Below are 16,150 nucleotides of genomic sequence, written 5' to 3' on the forward strand. Positions count from 1 at the left end.
GCGCGCAGCACATGGGTGCTTTAAAATAACGCGTCTCGCACGGGCCTCTTATGGCTTGAAGTGTTCGAGCGAAGAGGCACTGCGGGTACATCCCGATAGACATTGCAGCAAACCAACCGGCTTGGGAGGCGTCGTTTAGACGACGAGGTATGTCGATTGATATCGTTGGGCAACTGAAATACCGACTGCAAGATCATGTTTGTGCACTGCTAGCAGTGCTTGGGTCTGACAATGCCGGAGTCGCACTTCAGATCGAACCGAAAGATGGCGAAGATGCTCTGCTGACGCTGTCCGATGGCGCTAATGTCAGAATTTTGGAGGTCCAGGTCAAGGGTGCGGAAGTGCGCATTACTCACGACGTGCTGGTCGACTGGCTGGCGCACTTTCCAGATCGCGACGACAGTGGTTCACTTCTAGAAAGGCTTGTCGCCGATCCAAGGAAGTCGGTGCTCTTTGTGGCCAGCGGTCGATGCAATGATGAAGTTGTGCCTCATGTCGTAGAGCTGGCTGTACATACGACGGAGGTTAAAAAAGGCTTGGTGACGATTCAAACAGAGCGCGGGATGCGGGCGAGTCTGCAGGACTATGCCAACGCAACATCGAAGGCTGACAAAGGTCTAGCCAAAAAGCGTCGAGCACACATCGGAAAGCTGCTACCCGTCATATCGACAACTGTGCTGAAAGCATCGCTTCAGCGAGTACTCGTTGCAGAGAGGCTCGACGAGCAGGAGATTTTGCGACGCATTCGAGACAAACTTGTATCTCGTCATCGAGTCGTTCCAGATCGTGTTGAGGAGGTAACGAGGCGCATCACAGAGATAGTCATGCGCGAGAAGCGGACCGGCGTTGATGTGCTGCCGGAAGTGAAAAAGGTCATTGCGTCTGGCGTAGCCGCAGATCCTTTGGTGGTGGCATCCTATGTTTCCAGAGGCGAGGAGAAGGCATTGCTGTCCCAACTCGCGGAAGACTCTGCACTCCTTCTCACGGGCGCCCCTCGGGTAGGTAAGAGCTTTTGCGCTCGTAGCCTCGCTTCCTTGCTGCAGAACCAAGGCTATAGCGTTAGGATTTGCTCCGACGTCGCCGAGGCGGATCGCTACTTATGCGAGCCAGTTGAGGGTAACAGAGTAGCTCTCGTAGACGACCCGTTTGGAGGGGCGCACGCCGCAGACTACGCATCTCGTGAGTTGATGCTCCTTCACGCATTGATTCCGAAACTAGGGAACGGTAGACGCCTCATCGTTTCTCAAGCCCAGGACCGGCTTCTTGAGGTCTCTCGATGCAAGTCCATCGATCAAATCCGCATAGGCAAGTTATCGTGGGTGGAGATGGGAATTGGGAATGCAATCTTTCTAGGCGCTCTATGGGCCATGTCGGCGGACGAATATGCCGTTCCCGCAGCGTTGAAAGCTCAAGTCGCGGAGGCTATCCAGGCTGAGCAGTTGGACCTCGAGCCGGGCTGTCTCGTATATCTTGCCGCTAACCATGATCGGTTGGATATCGCGCTCCCCCTCGAAGAGGTGGTCCGCTATGCCCGTCAGGACTCGAAGTCCCTCGGCAGTGCGCTTCGGCAGGAACTGCTCGCGCCGCTCATGAGTGCGCTTGTCGTCGCCTCAACGCCGGCCTTGCCGACTGCGGAGCCCGAGTTAGCATTCGTCTTGGATAGTGGACGGATTGATCGTCCTGGCGAATCAGATGTCCGTGCCGTCATGAGTTCGTTTGGCCAAAGCTCGACCGCCCCACCAGCGCTGCCTCCCAGCTACGTTCCCCAGCCGGTCTTGTCGGCCCGTGAAAGTGACTCGTTGGAGCAGCTCGAGCTGCGCCGGATGGTGAGCGCGATGTCTCGGCGCTATACCTTCAGCCATCCATTCTACCGGGCGAGTGCAGAGTCACTCATCGATGCAGCAACGTCTCGGTCAACGGAGGAGGCGTTGTCGCTCGTGGAGAGGGCTCTATTCACTATCGATGCTGACACGGCACGTGCGGCTGCTACGAACCTTGGCTGGATTCATCAAAATCTCGATACTCGAGAGGGCCAGCAGGGGGTAGTTGACCTTGCTATTCGTGGGCTGCACTCAATTTTCCCGGTGGTGCGTGATCTGTGCTTCGAGTTCCTCGTGAGGCGACTGGGCTCGCTGCCTGTCAAACTGCAGTCTGACGTGTCGTCGTGGGTTCGTAGCGTGACTATGATGAAGCTTTCATATGTCGAGTGGTCGGGTGATCAACCGCGGATCCCTGCTGCGACAATTGCGAATTCGCTAGAGGTCGACGTGTTCCCGGCCGCTGTGTCTTCGGCAGAGGTCAAAGATGCGTTGGAACTCTTGAATAGCGTTCGGCCAGATCCGCTCTCAATTCGGGATGCGGCAAAGGTAGTCGCCTTTCTAGAGAAGTCGCCGGGTCAATTAACTTCGCAGATAACAGCCCGACTTCTCAGCATTGACGTGTCGATGGTCCGTGCGCCTGTTGTGCGCCTGTGGCTAAGTCAGCCTCGCAACGATGACCAACATCTGCTACAGCGTATCTTCAGCGAACAGCATCCGGCAGTTACACGGGCCGCGTATCAGGGCGTTGTGGAGGCTTGGCCTTCGTGTGATCACCGGCGCCGCGATGCTCTGACCAGCGGGCTGCGAGCGATGGCAGACTCTCCAGTTTCCGCTGCTGTTCTTATCGACCGCCTGGTAGTCATTGCCCGCGACGAGTTTGGAGGTAAGGATACCCCATGGGCACTACTTGAAGCTCTCATGCCGAGAGTTCTTCAACAGCTCCCGATCGGAGCATCCTTCAGGGACGAGCGTCTGTATGACGTGATGGATAAAGCCATCGGAAATATCTCTCTGCAGAGCTTGTTGGAAATAGTGGATCGCTGGATAGAACTTGTTCAGCATTCCTCGCTCTCAGGCATTCCAAGCGACTATATTCTCGGGGTATCGCACATCTTGATATCCGGCGTCTCGAGCGAATCTGGGGAAAGAGCGTCACGCGTTGAAAGTCTGCTTGCTCTGCCAGGCACTGCCGCTCGAATCCGGGTTGTATCGGACCTCGTGGACGCTTGGGGTGACCTCTCAACCGAAGAGCGCACGCGTTTGCTTCAGCACCTGGCGACCAAAGCGCTGGACGAGGTATGGTTGAAGGCAGCTGCTCTGACACGGTCCTTGGTTCCGGCTGAAATTCAAACTGCGTTGCTTCCTGGAGGCGTCGACCTAGAATCGCAGCCAGAGATGGTCATTAACAGACTGCCGCCTCAATTGCTTGATGCTTGCGTGCAGATTTTCACTGGCGACCATCCTGCCATCTACTACGTTGGCGCCCATGGATCGCGAAACGCAGTATGGAACGTGATTCTTCGAAGAATTGCTAGGATGCCAACTCACTCAATGTTTGATGTGGTTTGGAGGTGGCTGTTATCATTCGGCAACTCGAAGGAGTTGACTGAGGTCGCACGTGAACTCGGACCGGAGCAGGCGGAGCGCCTAGCGGGTCTACTGCTTGAACGCAAGCGGCACACGTCTGGTGAGTTTATGCAGGAAGTATGGGAGACGCTCTTCGGTCTTCCCGTCGACGAGGAGCTGAAGTCGGAGTGGATTTCCCAGATGGCGGCCTTGGCGCCCAGCGCCCTTGACTCCTTAGAAGAGCACGAGAATTGGATTCCCGAGTCGCAGCGCGAGGAGTTCTTATCGCATTTTGCGGAAGACTTGGTCGTGCGGGAACTGCTGAGCGCCTGGCTGAATTTGATGGAGAACTTGGAAGATCCGGCATCTGAACACTCGCGGCAGATACCCAATGTTGCTGAGGTTATCGATCTCGTGGTTGAAAGGGCACCTCCCAAGCATTGGCACACTTATGAAATGATCCTCAATTTCTTGAAGCTAACCAAGACGTCTGACGAGGCACTGAAGAGCAAGTTGGAAGAGCGTCGCACGCTCGGAATTAAGCGTGCCCACGAGCGGCCGGAAAGACATACGTCAAGTTTGGAAAACTGGAATGGGCGCTCCTGACATGGGAATCGGTCGTTGGATTTTCGAGTTCATGTGGTCATTGCCCCACAAGGAGCTGCATTCAATACCAACCGTTCATGCTGATGTAAGCCAGCTGATTCGGTGAGACTCGATCTTCGGAAGCTTCCGCAAGTTGACAGTTAGCTAGCGATCCGGGTGGGACGGCCTCCCTGTTCTACTGCACCCAGGCTGAAGCGGTCGTTCGGGAAATATTTTAGATCACCGTTCTTGGCCGATCTGAGTTAGGCAAACTGACGCTGTTTGCTTGGTCTAAATTGGCCATATACACGTAGGGTTAGGGGGTACACGACCATGTCAGTGCTTATTGGGGCGATGCCGTTTCGCTTCCCGCGATCGGCTTCCAGTTCGGTAGCGGCGTCAGGTAGTGCAGTTCGAAGCGTCGCTGCGTAAAGGCCCAGCGACCGTTCCGGCGCACGAACGTATCGTGATACAGGCCGCTGATCTGAGCCGGGCCGAGTTCGGCGTGTGTGACGAGCGCATCGAGCGCCACCTTGCCCGACGCGCGGTCACCGTCGACATCGATCAACGGATTGGCCATCCAGTGATGCATGTACGGCATCTGCTGCCAGTTCTTGTGCGCCGATTCGACGATGGCATCGATCCCCGTGTAGTTGCCGAAGGCGTCGCCGAGCAGCAGGCGAGCGTCGTCGTGCCAGAGGTCGCGCAACAGCGCTTCGTCGCGGCTGTCAAATGCGTGGTTGTATGCCGCGATCAGGCGCTCCAGCGTAAACCTACTTTCCAGCGCGTCGAGCCGCGCCTCGTAATGCTGCATGTCCATTAAGGAAGGCTCCGTAAAAAGACTCGGAGACGTGTGTCCAGAACGAAAGGTCGCACGCTCAAGTCTGGTGTGAGAGAAGGCACGTCGAGGCTACCTCTGTTGGATACGGGAACCAACCCGGTCGGTGTTCCGCTCAGAATGGACAGGACGTCCGGAGTGGAGCCGCGGCGGATCCCCGCCGTCGCACGTCGCTGTCTTCCGGATCCATTGCCATTCCGAGTCGGAGTGGTTCAGCGCTTACAGCCTGACCAGCCCGCCATCCGCGATGATCGTCTGCCCGGTGACGAACGCACTGTCGTCGCTCGACAGGAACAGCACCGTGCCAACGATGTCTTCGGCGGCGCCCGGGCGCTTGATCGCTTGCGCCTGAGCCAGCGCTTCGATGTGCTCTCGCTTGATATGTGTCTTGCCGCCGGTCGTCAGCGAAGCGGTCGGGCCAACTGCATTGACGGTAATCCCGTGCTCCGCGACGTCTGTTGCGAGACCGCGCGTGAAGCCGATGACACCAGCCTTGCTCGACATATAGTGCGACAGGCCCGTCGCAACGAGCCCGACCGAATTCGACGTGATGTTAACGATGCGGCCCCAGCTGCGTTCGATCATGAAGGGGAGTACGGCCTTCACCATCAGGAACTGGGAATCGAGATTGACCCGGTGCACGCGTTGCCACAGCGCGTAATCGACGTCGGCGAACGAAACGTTCGGATAGATGCCCGCGTTGTTGACGAGAATGTCGCAGCGGCCGAATTCTGCTTTCAGCAGCGCAGACAGGCGCTCGACCGATGCGGGATCCGACACGTCGGCGACGAGGCTGACGGCACGTGCGCCGGCACGCTCGACTGCCGCGACCGTGGCATCGGATTCAGCGAGGTCGACGGCGACAATGTCGATGCCGCGACCGGCCAGGCCGACGCTGATGGCCTGGCCGAAGCCCTGTGCCGCGCCGGTGACGACTGCTACTTTGCGATGGGTGCTCATGATGTTCATCTCCTGTTGGATTCTTCGTTACGGACGGGGTGCGAGTCGCGGGAAAAGTTGCAACGCATTGCCGTGATTGATCGCGGCGCGCTCATCGGGCGTCAGGCCGGTATAACCGTCCAGCCGATGCGTGAATGCACCACTGATTTCCTTGGATACATACGGAAAGTCGCTGCCGAACAGAATGCGTTCGCTGCCAGCAAAGGTCTTGAGCGCCGTCAGCGTGGCGGGGCTCGCCGACAGCGCGGTGTCGAAATAGAAGCCGCGGAATTTTTCGAGGATCGTGTCCGGGCCGGCGGCGCCGGCGTCGAATACCCGTGCAAGTTCGGCGAACCGGAAGGACGCATAGGGCAGGAAGCCGCCGGCGTGCGCGAGGATGATGCGGGTGCCGGCATGGCGTTCTACCGTTCCGTTCAACACAAGCTGGACGGCGGTGCGCGTCGTGTCGAACGGGTAGTCGACGAGCGGGCCGGCGACGCCGCCGATGGTGGGTAGCGGCGGCTGGCCGGGATGGACGAATACCACCGCGCGGCGGCGCGCGAGTTCCGCCAATACCGGTTCGAACGCCGGGTCGCCGAGATACCTGCCGGCATAGTTGGCGAGCAGGATCACGCCGTCCGCGTGCAGTACGTCGAGCGCGTATTCGAGCTCGAGCAACGCGCCATCGACGTCCGGCAGCGGCAATGTCGCAAAATTGCCGAAGCGCGTCGGGTGTTTCTCGACCAGTTCCGCCGTGTATTCGTTGACGCGGTGCGCCATCGTGCGACGCTCGAGCTGCTGCCAGCCGACCACGCTCGGCGCGGTCAGCGACAGGATGCCGGTGGCGATGCCCTGTTGATCCATCATCTCGATCGCGCTTTGCGGCGACCAGTCTGGAATGACGGTGCCGGAAGGGTCGCCGCCGTGCGTCGCCAGCTTGTCCGCCCAGAATGGCGGGACGACGTGCTGATGGACATCGATTCGGTTGGTTTGACTCATGATGTGCTCCTTGAATGCGGTGCGGCCGGCGCCGGCATGCAATGCGGGCCGCTACCGCAGGACGGATCAGAACGGATACGCCGGAATCTGCTGGCGAGTCGTGATCCATTGCCATTCGCTGAACTGGTCGGCGTTGGTCAGCGTGCTGTGGTTGAAGCCGTTGCCCGAGGCACCGACACCGCCGATCGGCCCGTAGACTTCGTGCAGGACCGTCTGATCGTTGATGTGGATGACACCGGAGTGCAGTCGATCCGCAATGCGCTGCGCGTGAGCGAGATCGGCCGATGCAACGGCGGCGACCAGGCCGTAATCCGTTCCGTTGGCCAGTGCAACGGCTTCGTCGTCGCTGCTGAAGGTCGTGATAGGGGCAACGGGCCCGAAGATTTCCTCGTCGAACGCAGCCATGCCAGGGCGCACACCGACGATCACCGTCGGTTCGAAGAACAACCCGTTACGCGTGCCGCCGGCCAGTACGGTTGCTCCCTGATCGCGCGTTTCCGCCACGATCCGATCGACGTTGGCGGCTTGCCGCTCATTGATGATCGGGCCGATCTGCACGCGGTCGTCGAACGGATCGCCGACCACGAGTGCCCGGGCCTTGCGAACGAGCGCGGCAGCATAGGCTTCCGCGACACGCTCGTGGACGAGATGCCGGCCGGCCGTGAGACAGATCTGCCCCTGGTGGAAGAATGCCCCCCATGCACCGGCGCTTGCAGCCGCCTCGATGTCGGCGTCTTCGAGGACGATGTACGGGTTGTTGCCACCGAGTTCGAGCGACACGCGCTTGAGCTGCCCGCCCGCGATCGAACCGATCTGCCGACCGACGCGGGTCGATCCGGTGAAGCTGATCATGTCGACGAGCGGTTCGTTGACGAGTGCCGAGCCGGTGTCCGCACCGCCCGGCAGCACATGGAAGAGCCCGGCCGGCAGGCCAGCCTCCTCGAACAGGCGGGCGAACGTCACGCCGCCGGCAATCGGCGTCTGTACGTCGGGTTTCAGGATCACGGCGTTGCCCATCGCCAGCGCGGGGCCGATTGCCCGGGAGCCGAGAATGAACGGCGAGTTCCACGGCGTGATGACGCCGATCACGCCGACCGGGATGCGGCGCGCAATGCTCTGGCGGCCGGCCTCGGCCGTGGCGACGAGCACACCTTCAGGCTGACTGCCGAGGGCGGCGGCTTCGAGGACTTCGCGCGCCGAGACCTGCACTTCCCACAGTGCCTTGGCGCGGATCGACCCGGTTTCCCGGACGATCTGGTCGGCGATCTCGTTGGCATGGACGAGCACGAGCCAGGAAAATTCCCGCAGCACGTCGCCGCGCTTCGGCCCGGGTACATTCGCCCATGCCTTTTGCGCTTCGCGTGCGATGGCGGCGGCTTTCGCAACGTCCTGCGATGATGCGATGCCGATGGCGCCGAGCCGTTTCCCCGTGGCCTTTTCCAGCACGTCTTCCGTGTTGCCGAAATTGGAGCGGGTCCATCCGTTGCTATAGATCTTTTCGCTCCATACGGTCGCGGGCGAGAGGAGCGTGTTGTTCGTCATGATGTTTCTCCGGGAACGTGATGTTCCGTTCAGATAATGTTTGAAGTACTGATCAATAATGATTGATCGGTTCGCTGGTGAGATATCTGTTTGCCGATTACGAGCGCGGCATGCTCATGCCGTCATCGTCGCGGCGATACGCTCGGCAAGCATGATGGTCGTCACGTTCGTTGGCACCGACGGGATCTCCGGCATGATCGATGCATCGACTACCCGCAATGCTTCGACGCCGCGTACACGGCCCAATGGGTCAACGACGGCGGAAGGATCCGACTCGGCCCCCATCGGTACCGTCGACGTCGGGTGCAGGTAGGCGGCGGCGTTGGCGATGATGTTGGCGCGCAACGCGGCCGGATCGTTGGCGCTGATGCCGGCACCCGGTGCCATCTCGTGATCGACAAGCGACGAGAAGGGGGCTGTTCGGCCGATCTCTCGCGACAGCTGGACCGCCTCGACCATCCGGTCGAGGTCGTTCGTGTCGCTGAAGAAGTTGTAGCGAATATGTGGCGCGATACGCGGATCGCGGCTTGCCAGCCGCAACTGGCCGAGCGATCTGGGCAGCGTGACCGCGCAGGCCAGCACAATTGCGCCGCCAGTCGGGCTGACCTTCGGGTCGATCAGGTGCGTGGCCGAGATCTGCAGGTCGAGCTCACCCGGCTTCGCGCTTTGCGACGGCGTCCAGACGATCGCGCCGGCGGCGGGCGTCATCGCGTTCGCTTCGCGCTTCAGTGCGTAGACGTTGTAGAAGAACGGGTGGTCCTGCAGTCGGTTCCCGACCGGCAGATCGGAGACGGTGGCGATGCCCAGCTCCGACAGATGCGATTGAGGCCCGATGCCCGAGCGCATCAGGATCGCCGGGCTGCCGAACGCACCAGATGCGAGGACGACCTCGCCGGCCGGGATGACTTCGCCGCCGACGAGCGCGACGCCGGCTGCACGTTTGTGCCGGATGACGACGCTGTCGACTTCCGCGTCGCCGCGAATCGTGAGGTTCGAACGGGCGCGTACCGCGGTAGTCAGGTAGGCGATACCGGTATTTACGCGCACGCCGTCGACGACGTTGAGTGCGTAGTAGCCGACGCCTTGAGGGTCAGCGCCGTTCAGGTCCGGCACGCGCCGCATGCCGAGCGCTTGCGAGCCTTCGACGAATGCGCGCATCGACGGCGTGTTGTCGGCTGCAGTCCGTTGTCGGATCGGGAACGGGCCGTCGCGGCCGTGCCAGGCATCGTCGCCGGCCGGCGTGTTCTCCAATGCCTTGTACGCGTCGAGCACGGCTTCCCACGACCATCCTTCGATGCCGCGGGCGGACCAGCGCGCGAAGTCGGCAGGGCGGGCGCGCATGGCCACTGCGGCATTGACGGCCGAGCTGCCGCCGACGACGCGGCCGCGCGGCACCGGGATATCATGGCCGAGCCGGGCCGCGTCCTCGGTGTGGTAATGCCAGTCGTACGCCGGGGAGCCGGCGACGACGTTGGCATTCGTCAGTACCTCGGGGTAGCTGCCGGGCGCGAAATTCGGTCCGGCTTCCAGCAGCAGCACGCTGCGCCGCGGGTCCGCACTCAGCCGGGCGGCCAGTACGGCGCCGGCCGATCCGCCGCCGACGATCACCACGTCGAAGTGTCGTGACTTCTTTCCGGATTGCGTGCTGGCCGAGACCTTGCCTGCAAGCGCCGCCATCGCGGCGGCCGCGCCGGCCACCAGAACCTGACGTCTTGATACTTTCATGATCCAACTCCTGTCCATGCCCCCGGACGCGATGTGGCCCGGAGCGCTCGTCGATCGGTATCGACCGGCCGTAACTACAGAATGGATTCAGACGTATGGATCAACAAGATGGATGCTATGGAATTAATGTCCAATAGTTTGGACGATGATGCTACGACACGACCTTTGGGATGCGCTCAACCAGGAAGTCGAGAAACACGCGCACCGACGGCAGCATGCCGTGCCGGAACGGCAGTACGGCGGTGATGGTGGCTTCGCCGGCGAGCCAATCGGGCAGAATGCAGCGCAGCGCGCCGGAGCGGACTTCGTCGCGACAGACATAGCCAGGGAGCGCGACGACGCCGAGTCCATCCTGCGCGGCCTGTTTCAGCGTGACCAAGTCGTTGCCTGCGAGGCGTGGCTTCAGCGGGACGCTGACTTCACCCTGCGACGGATGCTTGAGCTTCCAGGCGAACGGAAGATGGTGCCTTGTGACGAACAGCGAATCGTGCCCGGCCAGCTCGTCCGGCGCGACGGGCTGGCCACGTCGGTCGAGATAGTCCGGGCTGGCGAATAGGAACCACGGGGCAGGGGCCAGCTTGCGTTGCACGAGCGCGGAGTCGGATAGCGGCCCGTTATGGGCACGCAGCGCAAGATCGAAATTGCCGCCGACGATGTCGGTCTGTTCGTCGCTGACGTGCTCGATCACGTCGATTTTCGGGTAACGCTTGATGAAATCCGGAAGGATCTGGCGCATCGCGTAGAGCGACGTGGCCACCGCAGTCGTGAACCGGATCGTGCCGATCGGTTCGACCAGGCGCTCGCGGACGGCGTTCTCGGCTACTTCGGCGCGCTCCAGCATTGTGACGGCGTGACTGTAGAAGAGCTGGCCTGCGTCGGTCACGCTTAAGCTGCGCGATGTTCGGTTGATCAGCCGCACGCCGAGCGCGGCTTCCAGCTGCTGAAGCCGGTGGCTGACGGTCGATTTCGGGATGTCGAGGTTCCGGCTGGCCGCCGTGAGTCCTCCCGATTCGACGATTCGGACGAAATAGCGAAAGTCGTTGAGATCCAGCATGTTTGATCCGTATGGTTCGATCAATTGGACGATCTGATTCTAGTCGTCTTCCTACTGGAACGTATGCCGACTGGGTCGATAAGTACATTTCGTGCGAAATTCGACGCATTGCTAATGCAATTCTGTCGGCAGGTGGCCAAAATGGTGACGGCTGGGCTGGGCTGGGCTGGTGCGGCTGTCCGACGACGTGCCGGACATAGCCGTTGCGCACGAATTTGGCGTTCAGAGTTGGCGCCGACGGCGCTGTTGTCGTGGTGTGGGGGGCGGCGCCGGAGCCAACTCTAGAGAGGTCGTGTGGCCTGCTGCCCGAGGCGAATCGGCGCTGGCTTAACAAGCGACCCGTTCGCTTGAGTTAGCTGTATCGCCGTGTCGTGGCGTTCCAGCTTCTAATCGGACGACTACGATAATATCGTCGATGGCAACGTGTCAAAGGAGTCCTTATGTCGGTGTCCCTTTGTGCCGCGGCTCATCAATTCCGTCCAGGTGCACTCGATAAAGCGTGACATGCGTGGAGGCCGCAGTTCGAAGGATTTTGAAATAACTCTATAGGCATTCCGGTAGACATAGCAAACAATCCAATGTTGCAGTGTCACGCGTAGTCTTCAAATACTTGTGCCCATCTGGCGTTTCCGCAACCGTCACTTCTGCGGCCTGGCCATCGACGACGATAAAGAACTCGCGTCGCCCCGCCTCGAGTTCCGAGATGACATAGGGGATGTCCATCTTCCATCTCGCTCCGTGAGAGGGGCTGATTCCCCCGATGTGAGATATCGCCTCATGTCGGGCCGACTGGCCTGTTCTCTTTATACATCGAATTTGCTGTATCGCTGCCATTGTCAATCTCGCGCCCATAGATCATTCGAAACAGGTCTGTTGAGAACACTCAAACTCCTGCGAACAGGCAAACAGGATCGATGCAAGCCGGGCGCAAGAACGCGAACCGAAGGGGCTCCCTCCAGTTCGCTCGTGACGGAGATGTGGCTTGCTTCTCTTCGAGTTATCGACCCCGGTTAGGCTTTCTGGATCAGGCCGAGCTGCATGAGTGCGGTGACACCGTCGTCCAGGCCCAGTTCCTCGACGATCATGCCGTCTTTCAGACGAAGTACCGTCGTTCCCGTGAAACGCATCTTGCGACCCGTTGCCGCCGGCAGCCCGCCGACGAGGAAGTCGCTGAATGCGGGGCCGGTATGCGTACCACCACCTTCCCACTGGCCGACGACGAAATCACCTTCGGCGATGAGATCCGTAACACCCCAGAAGTTCAGGTCCGGGAATGCCGCGCGGAAGTCGGTCATGAACGCCTTGATGTCGTCGCGGCCGCGACGCGGCTCGTGCAGAGAGTACTTCAGGAGCATATCCGGCGCAGCGATTTGATCCACGATGCTGAGGTCGCATTTTTCGCCCCAGAAGTTGGTGAACCAGCGGCCGACGACTTCCTTGTTGTCCTGTTCTTTCGACATGATCGACTCCTTCGTGTGCTCAGTTGATGGGGAAGCGGAATTGCTGCGCCCGAGACGAACAATATCGATCGATGAGATGGGCTTCTACCCGTTTCTTGCTGCGAAATTCAAATTTCTCCGTCGACGCGTTCGATCACTAACGTTGCGAAGTTTCAAAGCAAGAAACGGATCGAACGGTCGTGGTTCGGCGCCTATCGTTGAGGTCATCTTCACAACCTCACGCGGTGTAGCTGCCCGACCAAACGAGCGTCATGAGTTCGAGCGACCACGTGATTCTCTACTCAACGAAAGCGGGAGTCTCCATGAAGCGCATCGGGTATCTTTCTAATGCCTTCGATCTCTTTCACGTCGGACATCTGAACGTATTGCAATACGCAAAGGCGCGATGTGACTACCTCGTCATCGGCGTGACAACCGACGAGGTGTTCACCAGGGTGTCCGGTTACAAGCCCGTGATCCCATTCGAAGTACGGATAGAGATCGTGCGCAGTGTGCGTTTCGTCGACTCGGCAGTTGCAGACGACACGGGGAACTACGTTGATGCGTGGAACACGCTGCGGTTCGATCGCTTGTTCGATCATTCCGAAGATGTGGGCACACAGGCAGAGGCAGGTGAAATTGCCGACGTGATCGTCCCTGGCATCGAGGTGATTCGACTCCCGGATCTACCTACGACCACGAGCGCCTCTCTTCGCGGCTCAATCGAGAATCTGAACCGACTTGCCGTTGGGCAACGGTTGCGCGCGGATCGAGTCTCTCCGAGCTTGCAGCTGGCAGTCCACTGAATCGAATTCGGCCCTTATTGGGCACATATTCCTCGTCGCCGAAATGGCATCGCCAACGGGCCGACTGTAGGGAACACCTGATCACCACGTTTATATGTACTCGTCTGCTCAAGAATCGGTGCATCAAATCCATTCGTCGAATACTGCCGATGTCGCACTTCACGTGCTGTGCACGGCCGCCAACACGTCGAGTCCGCTTGAGGAAGTAAGACTCGATCGCCTTGTGACCTCGGTCCTCGATATCGACGAGATGGAAGCCGAGCGACTGGAAGTGCTCTCAGGAGGTAAGTCGACCGTGCCGTTCAGAACGCCACGGCGATTTCACGAAACGCTAGTGTGGGCGATTGGCGAGCTCCAACTGTCGCAGTTCTTCTGTTCGTCCACTCAAGGTCATGACCACCGGAGCATCTGCCCTAGCGCCTATGACGAGCGGCGCGGCCAACACCATCCTGGCGAGATGGCGGCCTGGCGCGCGAATTTCCGTGCCCTCTCACCCGAGCGCCAGATGATCGCGGCTACGATCGTCTGGCTCTATCGGTCGGGTCCCGACTCCATCTGGCTCCGACGAGTTCCATGTAACTGGCGCGCGATCGATGCCTTGCGATACATGGCCGATGCCGGTTGTCTTGCGATCTGGCTGCGATTGATCGCCCGATTTCCGGGATGGTGATTGGGAAATCGAATTTGACCGCAAGGACCAGAGTTTGGAGACGTCGATCAGTGCCTAAACTTGTCGCATACCTTATCAAAAAGGAGATCTGCCATGAAGAACCGTCCTTCTACTGCTTTCAAGTACAACTTCCGCGCTCCGGGCAGCGACGTCGAAGGCCCAATTCGTTATGCGATTGGAAAGACCGTCCGCGAAATGATTCTGGTCGGAAAAAGTCGCCGCGGAATCTGCGCGATCTTTCTTGGTGATTCGCATCAAGCGTTGGTCGATGAACTTGAGGCGGAGTTTCCGCATAATCCTCTAGAGACGGACCAGCTTGGACTGCACCGTGAGTTGGTCCAGGTCATCGCGTTCATTGACAAGGATATTGCCGAAGGGGTCATCGATCTCGACATTGGCGGCACGCCTTTCCAGCAGCAGGTGTGGCAGGCATTGTGTGGCATCCCTGCCGGTCAGACTCGTAGCTATGGCGAGGTAGCACGAGACCTCGGCGTACCTGAGGCGGTTCGTGCTGTCGCAAGCGCATGCGCGGCGAACGTGCTTGCAGTAGCGATTCCGTGTCACCGAGTCGTTCGTCGCGATGGATCGGTATCCGGTTATCGCTGGGGGGTGGATCGCAAGCGTGCACTGCTCTCGAAAGAGAGCGAGCAATGAGCACGTTCGACAAGGACCGCTACTGGTCTGTGGATGGGCGCGAAATCCTCGGGGAGAACGCATTCATTCTCCGAGGATTTGCGCTGCCCGGCGCGGGCGATCTCCTCGAGGAGATCTCAAGTATTGATGCTCGCGCACCCTTTCGAAATATGGAGACGCCTGGTGGCTTCCGAATGTCTGTCGCAATGACGAACTGCGGGACGTTGGGTTGGACGACGGATCGGAGTGGCTACCGTTACACCGTCATCGATCCGGACACAGCCAAGCGTTGGCCGGCAATGCCGGGGTTGCTGTCAGCACTCGCGAACAACGCTGCGGCAGTCTGCGGTTTCCCTGATTTTGAGCCCGATGCTTGTCTGATTAATCGGCACCTGCCCGGGGCGCGCCTCTCATTGCATCAGGACAAGGACGAGCGCGATCTCAACGCACCAATCGTGTCGGTGTCTCTAGGAATGACAGCCATATTCCTGTTTGGTGGGCACGCGCGCGGTGATAGCGCCGAACGCGTTCTCCTCCGCCATGGAGACGTTGTTGTATGGGGAGGCGTCGATCGAATGCGGTATCACGGGATACTGCCACTGAAGGACGTCCCGCATCCGTTACTTGGTAGCCAACGGATAAACCTCACGTTCAGGAAGGCCGGATAAGGATACAGTGGCGCTGCACTCACGACGGCCCGTTCAAGGGCAGTCGTGACCACTATCGCGTGCGCACCACGCACGCGATCAGCCGTGTGCATTCAAGAGAGCGAATCGGACTTGAACTGTCCGTGCACGACTCACCTTGATGTCCGGATAGGCCAGGATTAAGCCCTGATCGGCACGATTCATTCTTGGCGTGTCGGTCGGCGGAATGCGTTCCAGGTGGAGGCGCATGTCGACGAATGAGGTTTGTGAAGCGGTCCGCGCGATTTCATGCAGTACCTGCCGGTGGTGCCGTGACCAACCCCGATAGATCAACGCTCGCCTTCAATGATCCGTACAGGTTCATTGCGATGTAGGCAGGCAGAAGATCAACACGATGCTCGTTGTTCAAGAACGTGCACGCTATCTTGCACACCTCGCCGAGATCCACGAAAACAAGGGATGCGACCGAGAACCGTCGTTGAGCGAACTGAAAGTCATGCTCAGTGAGAGTCGGGCGCGCCTTCAACATCGTGTGGACGGGATGTCCGCTCGGCAGCTTTAAGCCATAGCCAGGCTCATCCGACATGCGCTGCAGATCGGAACCATAGAAGTGAATCCCGCTGTAGTGCTCAACGCATCTGTAAAGTGCCCAAAACTGGTCCGCGGGCCAATACGAGATACGGCGAGATCCGTTGTACATCGCGTACTTGATCCAGACGCTATCTACGCCGCCGGACGCACCGGCGAACGCTGAGGTGAAACTGCTGACGAGATCGGGCTCGTCGCTTGCCTTGCGCTTATCCGCACCCACTCTTTGCTCCTGATGCCATACGGAATGTCCCCCGAGTCTCGGTGCTCGCGCATTGAGCCGCACTCCGATTCTTGCG

The 16,150-nt window shown here is 59.7% G+C and carries 15 protein-coding genes; 6 read left to right on the plus strand and 9 right to left on the minus strand.

Features of this window, described 5'->3' with window-relative positions:
* Positions 1 to 149: 149 nt before the first annotated feature.
* On the plus strand, positions 150 to 3,992 hold the full coding sequence (locus tag BCEP18194_RS14655; RefSeq protein ID WP_011352062.1) for a hypothetical protein: 3,843 nt from the start codon (positions 150 to 152) through the stop codon (positions 3,990 to 3,992).
* 322 nt (positions 3,993 to 4,314) lie between these two features.
* Here BCEP18194_RS14655 and BCEP18194_RS14660 read toward each other — a convergent pair whose 3' ends face one another.
* The 8 genes from BCEP18194_RS14660 to BCEP18194_RS14690 all read right to left on the minus strand — a co-directional run bounded on the left by BCEP18194_RS14660 (position 4,315) and on the right by BCEP18194_RS14690 (position 12,528).
* On the minus strand, positions 4,315 to 4,791 hold the full coding sequence (locus BCEP18194_RS14660; RefSeq protein ID WP_011352063.1) for a nuclear transport factor 2 family protein: 477 nt from the start codon (positions 4,789 to 4,791) through the stop codon (positions 4,315 to 4,317).
* A gap of 237 nt (positions 4,792 to 5,028) precedes the next feature.
* The gene (locus tag BCEP18194_RS14665) at positions 5,029 to 5,769 is read right to left on the minus strand and encodes an SDR family NAD(P)-dependent oxidoreductase (protein ID WP_011352064.1); all 741 of its coding nucleotides are present in this window, start codon (positions 5,767 to 5,769) and stop codon (positions 5,029 to 5,031) included.
* Positions 5,770 to 5,796: 27 nt separating this feature from the next.
* Positions 5,797 to 6,789 (minus strand): amidohydrolase family protein, encoded by a 993-nt coding sequence (locus BCEP18194_RS14670; protein ID WP_279626889.1) that lies wholly within the window; start codon positions 6,787 to 6,789, stop codon positions 5,797 to 5,799.
* A 24-nt stretch (positions 6,790 to 6,813) separates the two neighbouring features.
* Positions 6,814 to 8,289: a benzaldehyde dehydrogenase gene (locus BCEP18194_RS14675; protein ID WP_011352066.1), complete on the minus strand. Its 1,476-nt coding sequence runs from the start codon at positions 8,287 to 8,289 to the stop codon at positions 6,814 to 6,816.
* 114 nt (positions 8,290 to 8,403) lie between these two features.
* Positions 8,404 to 9,966 carry a GMC family oxidoreductase N-terminal domain-containing protein gene (locus BCEP18194_RS14680; protein WP_050781603.1) on the minus strand — a complete coding sequence of 521 codons (1,563 nt, stop codon included), beginning with the start codon at positions 9,964 to 9,966 and terminating at the stop codon, positions 8,404 to 8,406.
* 199 nt (positions 9,967 to 10,165) lie between these two features.
* Positions 10,166 to 11,068 carry a LysR substrate-binding domain-containing protein gene (locus tag BCEP18194_RS14685; protein ID WP_011352068.1) on the minus strand — a complete coding sequence of 301 codons (903 nt, stop codon included), beginning with the start codon at positions 11,066 to 11,068 and terminating at the stop codon, positions 10,166 to 10,168.
* A 543-nt stretch (positions 11,069 to 11,611) separates the two neighbouring features.
* Positions 11,612 to 11,920, minus strand: coding sequence for a DUF3892 domain-containing protein (locus tag BCEP18194_RS42435; protein ID WP_011352069.1), 309 nt, complete (start codon positions 11,918 to 11,920; stop codon positions 11,612 to 11,614).
* A 158-nt stretch (positions 11,921 to 12,078) separates the two neighbouring features.
* A complete protein-coding gene (locus tag BCEP18194_RS14690) occupies positions 12,079 to 12,528 on the minus strand; it encodes an ester cyclase (protein ID WP_011352070.1) in 450 nt (149 codons plus the stop codon).
* A gap of 302 nt (positions 12,529 to 12,830) precedes the next feature.
* On the opposite strand from BCEP18194_RS14690, the gene BCEP18194_RS14695 reads away from it, so the two are divergent.
* From BCEP18194_RS14695 to BCEP18194_RS42070, 5 genes are all read left to right on the plus strand, one after another.
* Positions 12,831 to 13,313 (plus strand): adenylyltransferase/cytidyltransferase family protein, encoded by a 483-nt coding sequence (locus tag BCEP18194_RS14695; RefSeq protein ID WP_050781587.1) that lies wholly within the window; start codon positions 12,831 to 12,833, stop codon positions 13,311 to 13,313.
* Positions 13,314 to 13,407: 94 nt separating this feature from the next.
* Positions 13,408 to 13,983, plus strand: a complete 576-nt coding sequence (locus BCEP18194_RS38710) for a hypothetical protein (protein WP_011352072.1) — start codon at positions 13,408 to 13,410, stop codon at positions 13,981 to 13,983.
* A 93-nt stretch (positions 13,984 to 14,076) separates the two neighbouring features.
* Positions 14,077 to 14,637: a methylated-DNA--[protein]-cysteine S-methyltransferase gene (locus BCEP18194_RS39675; protein WP_157687176.1), complete on the plus strand. Its 561-nt coding sequence runs from the start codon at positions 14,077 to 14,079 to the stop codon at positions 14,635 to 14,637.
* Positions 14,634 to 15,284 carry a DNA oxidative demethylase AlkB gene (gene alkB, locus BCEP18194_RS14710; RefSeq protein ID WP_011352074.1) on the plus strand — a complete coding sequence of 217 codons (651 nt, stop codon included), beginning with the start codon at positions 14,634 to 14,636 and terminating at the stop codon, positions 15,282 to 15,284. The genes BCEP18194_RS39675 and alkB overlap by 4 nt, the downstream gene beginning before the upstream one ends.
* Before the next feature lie 59 nt (positions 15,285 to 15,343).
* Positions 15,344 to 15,424: a hypothetical protein gene (locus BCEP18194_RS42070; RefSeq protein WP_244272967.1), complete on the plus strand. Its 81-nt coding sequence runs from the start codon at positions 15,344 to 15,346 to the stop codon at positions 15,422 to 15,424.
* Between the two features lie 125 nt (positions 15,425 to 15,549).
* On the opposite strand, the gene BCEP18194_RS14715 is transcribed toward BCEP18194_RS42070, so the two are convergent.
* The gene (locus tag BCEP18194_RS14715) at positions 15,550 to 16,074 is read right to left on the minus strand and encodes a hypothetical protein (protein ID WP_041492836.1); all 525 of its coding nucleotides are present in this window, start codon (positions 16,072 to 16,074) and stop codon (positions 15,550 to 15,552) included.
* Between the last annotated feature and the right edge of the window lie 76 nt (positions 16,075 to 16,150).

This window comes from Burkholderia lata (assembly GCF_000012945.1).
Classification (GTDB): Bacteria; Pseudomonadota; Gammaproteobacteria; order Burkholderiales; family Burkholderiaceae; genus Burkholderia; species Burkholderia lata.

Bases quoted from the DNA above. Each gene is read 5' to 3' on its own strand.
- BCEP18194_RS14655 (WP_011352062.1), top strand. From the start codon at position 150: ATGTCGATTGATATCGTTGGGCAACTGAAATACCGACTGCAAGATCAT.
- BCEP18194_RS14660 (WP_011352063.1), bottom strand. From the start codon at position 4,791: ATGGACATGCAGCATTACGAGGCGCGGCTCGACGCGCTGGAAAGTAGG.
- BCEP18194_RS14665 (WP_011352064.1), bottom strand. From the start codon at position 5,769: ATGAGCACCCATCGCAAAGTAGCAGTCGTCACCGGCGCGGCACAGGGC.
- BCEP18194_RS14675 (WP_011352066.1), bottom strand. From the start codon at position 8,289: ATGACGAACAACACGCTCCTCTCGCCCGCGACCGTATGGAGCGAAAAG.
- BCEP18194_RS14680 (WP_050781603.1), bottom strand. From the start codon at position 9,966: ATGGCGGCGCTTGCAGGCAAGGTCTCGGCCAGCACGCAATCCGGAAAG.
- BCEP18194_RS14685 (WP_011352068.1), bottom strand. From the start codon at position 11,068: ATGCTGGATCTCAACGACTTTCGCTATTTCGTCCGAATCGTCGAATCG.
- BCEP18194_RS42435 (WP_011352069.1), bottom strand. From the start codon at position 11,920: ATGGGCGCGAGATTGACAATGGCAGCGATACAGCAAATTCGATGTATA.
- BCEP18194_RS14690 (WP_011352070.1), bottom strand. From the start codon at position 12,528: ATGTCGAAAGAACAGGACAACAAGGAAGTCGTCGGCCGCTGGTTCACC.
- BCEP18194_RS14695 (WP_050781587.1), top strand. From the start codon at position 12,831: ATGAAGCGCATCGGGTATCTTTCTAATGCCTTCGATCTCTTTCACGTC.
- BCEP18194_RS38710 (WP_011352072.1), top strand. From the start codon at position 13,408: ATGTACTCGTCTGCTCAAGAATCGGTGCATCAAATCCATTCGTCGAAT.
- BCEP18194_RS39675 (WP_157687176.1), top strand. From the start codon at position 14,077: ATGAAGAACCGTCCTTCTACTGCTTTCAAGTACAACTTCCGCGCTCCG.
- alkB (WP_011352074.1), top strand. From the start codon at position 14,634: ATGAGCACGTTCGACAAGGACCGCTACTGGTCTGTGGATGGGCGCGAA.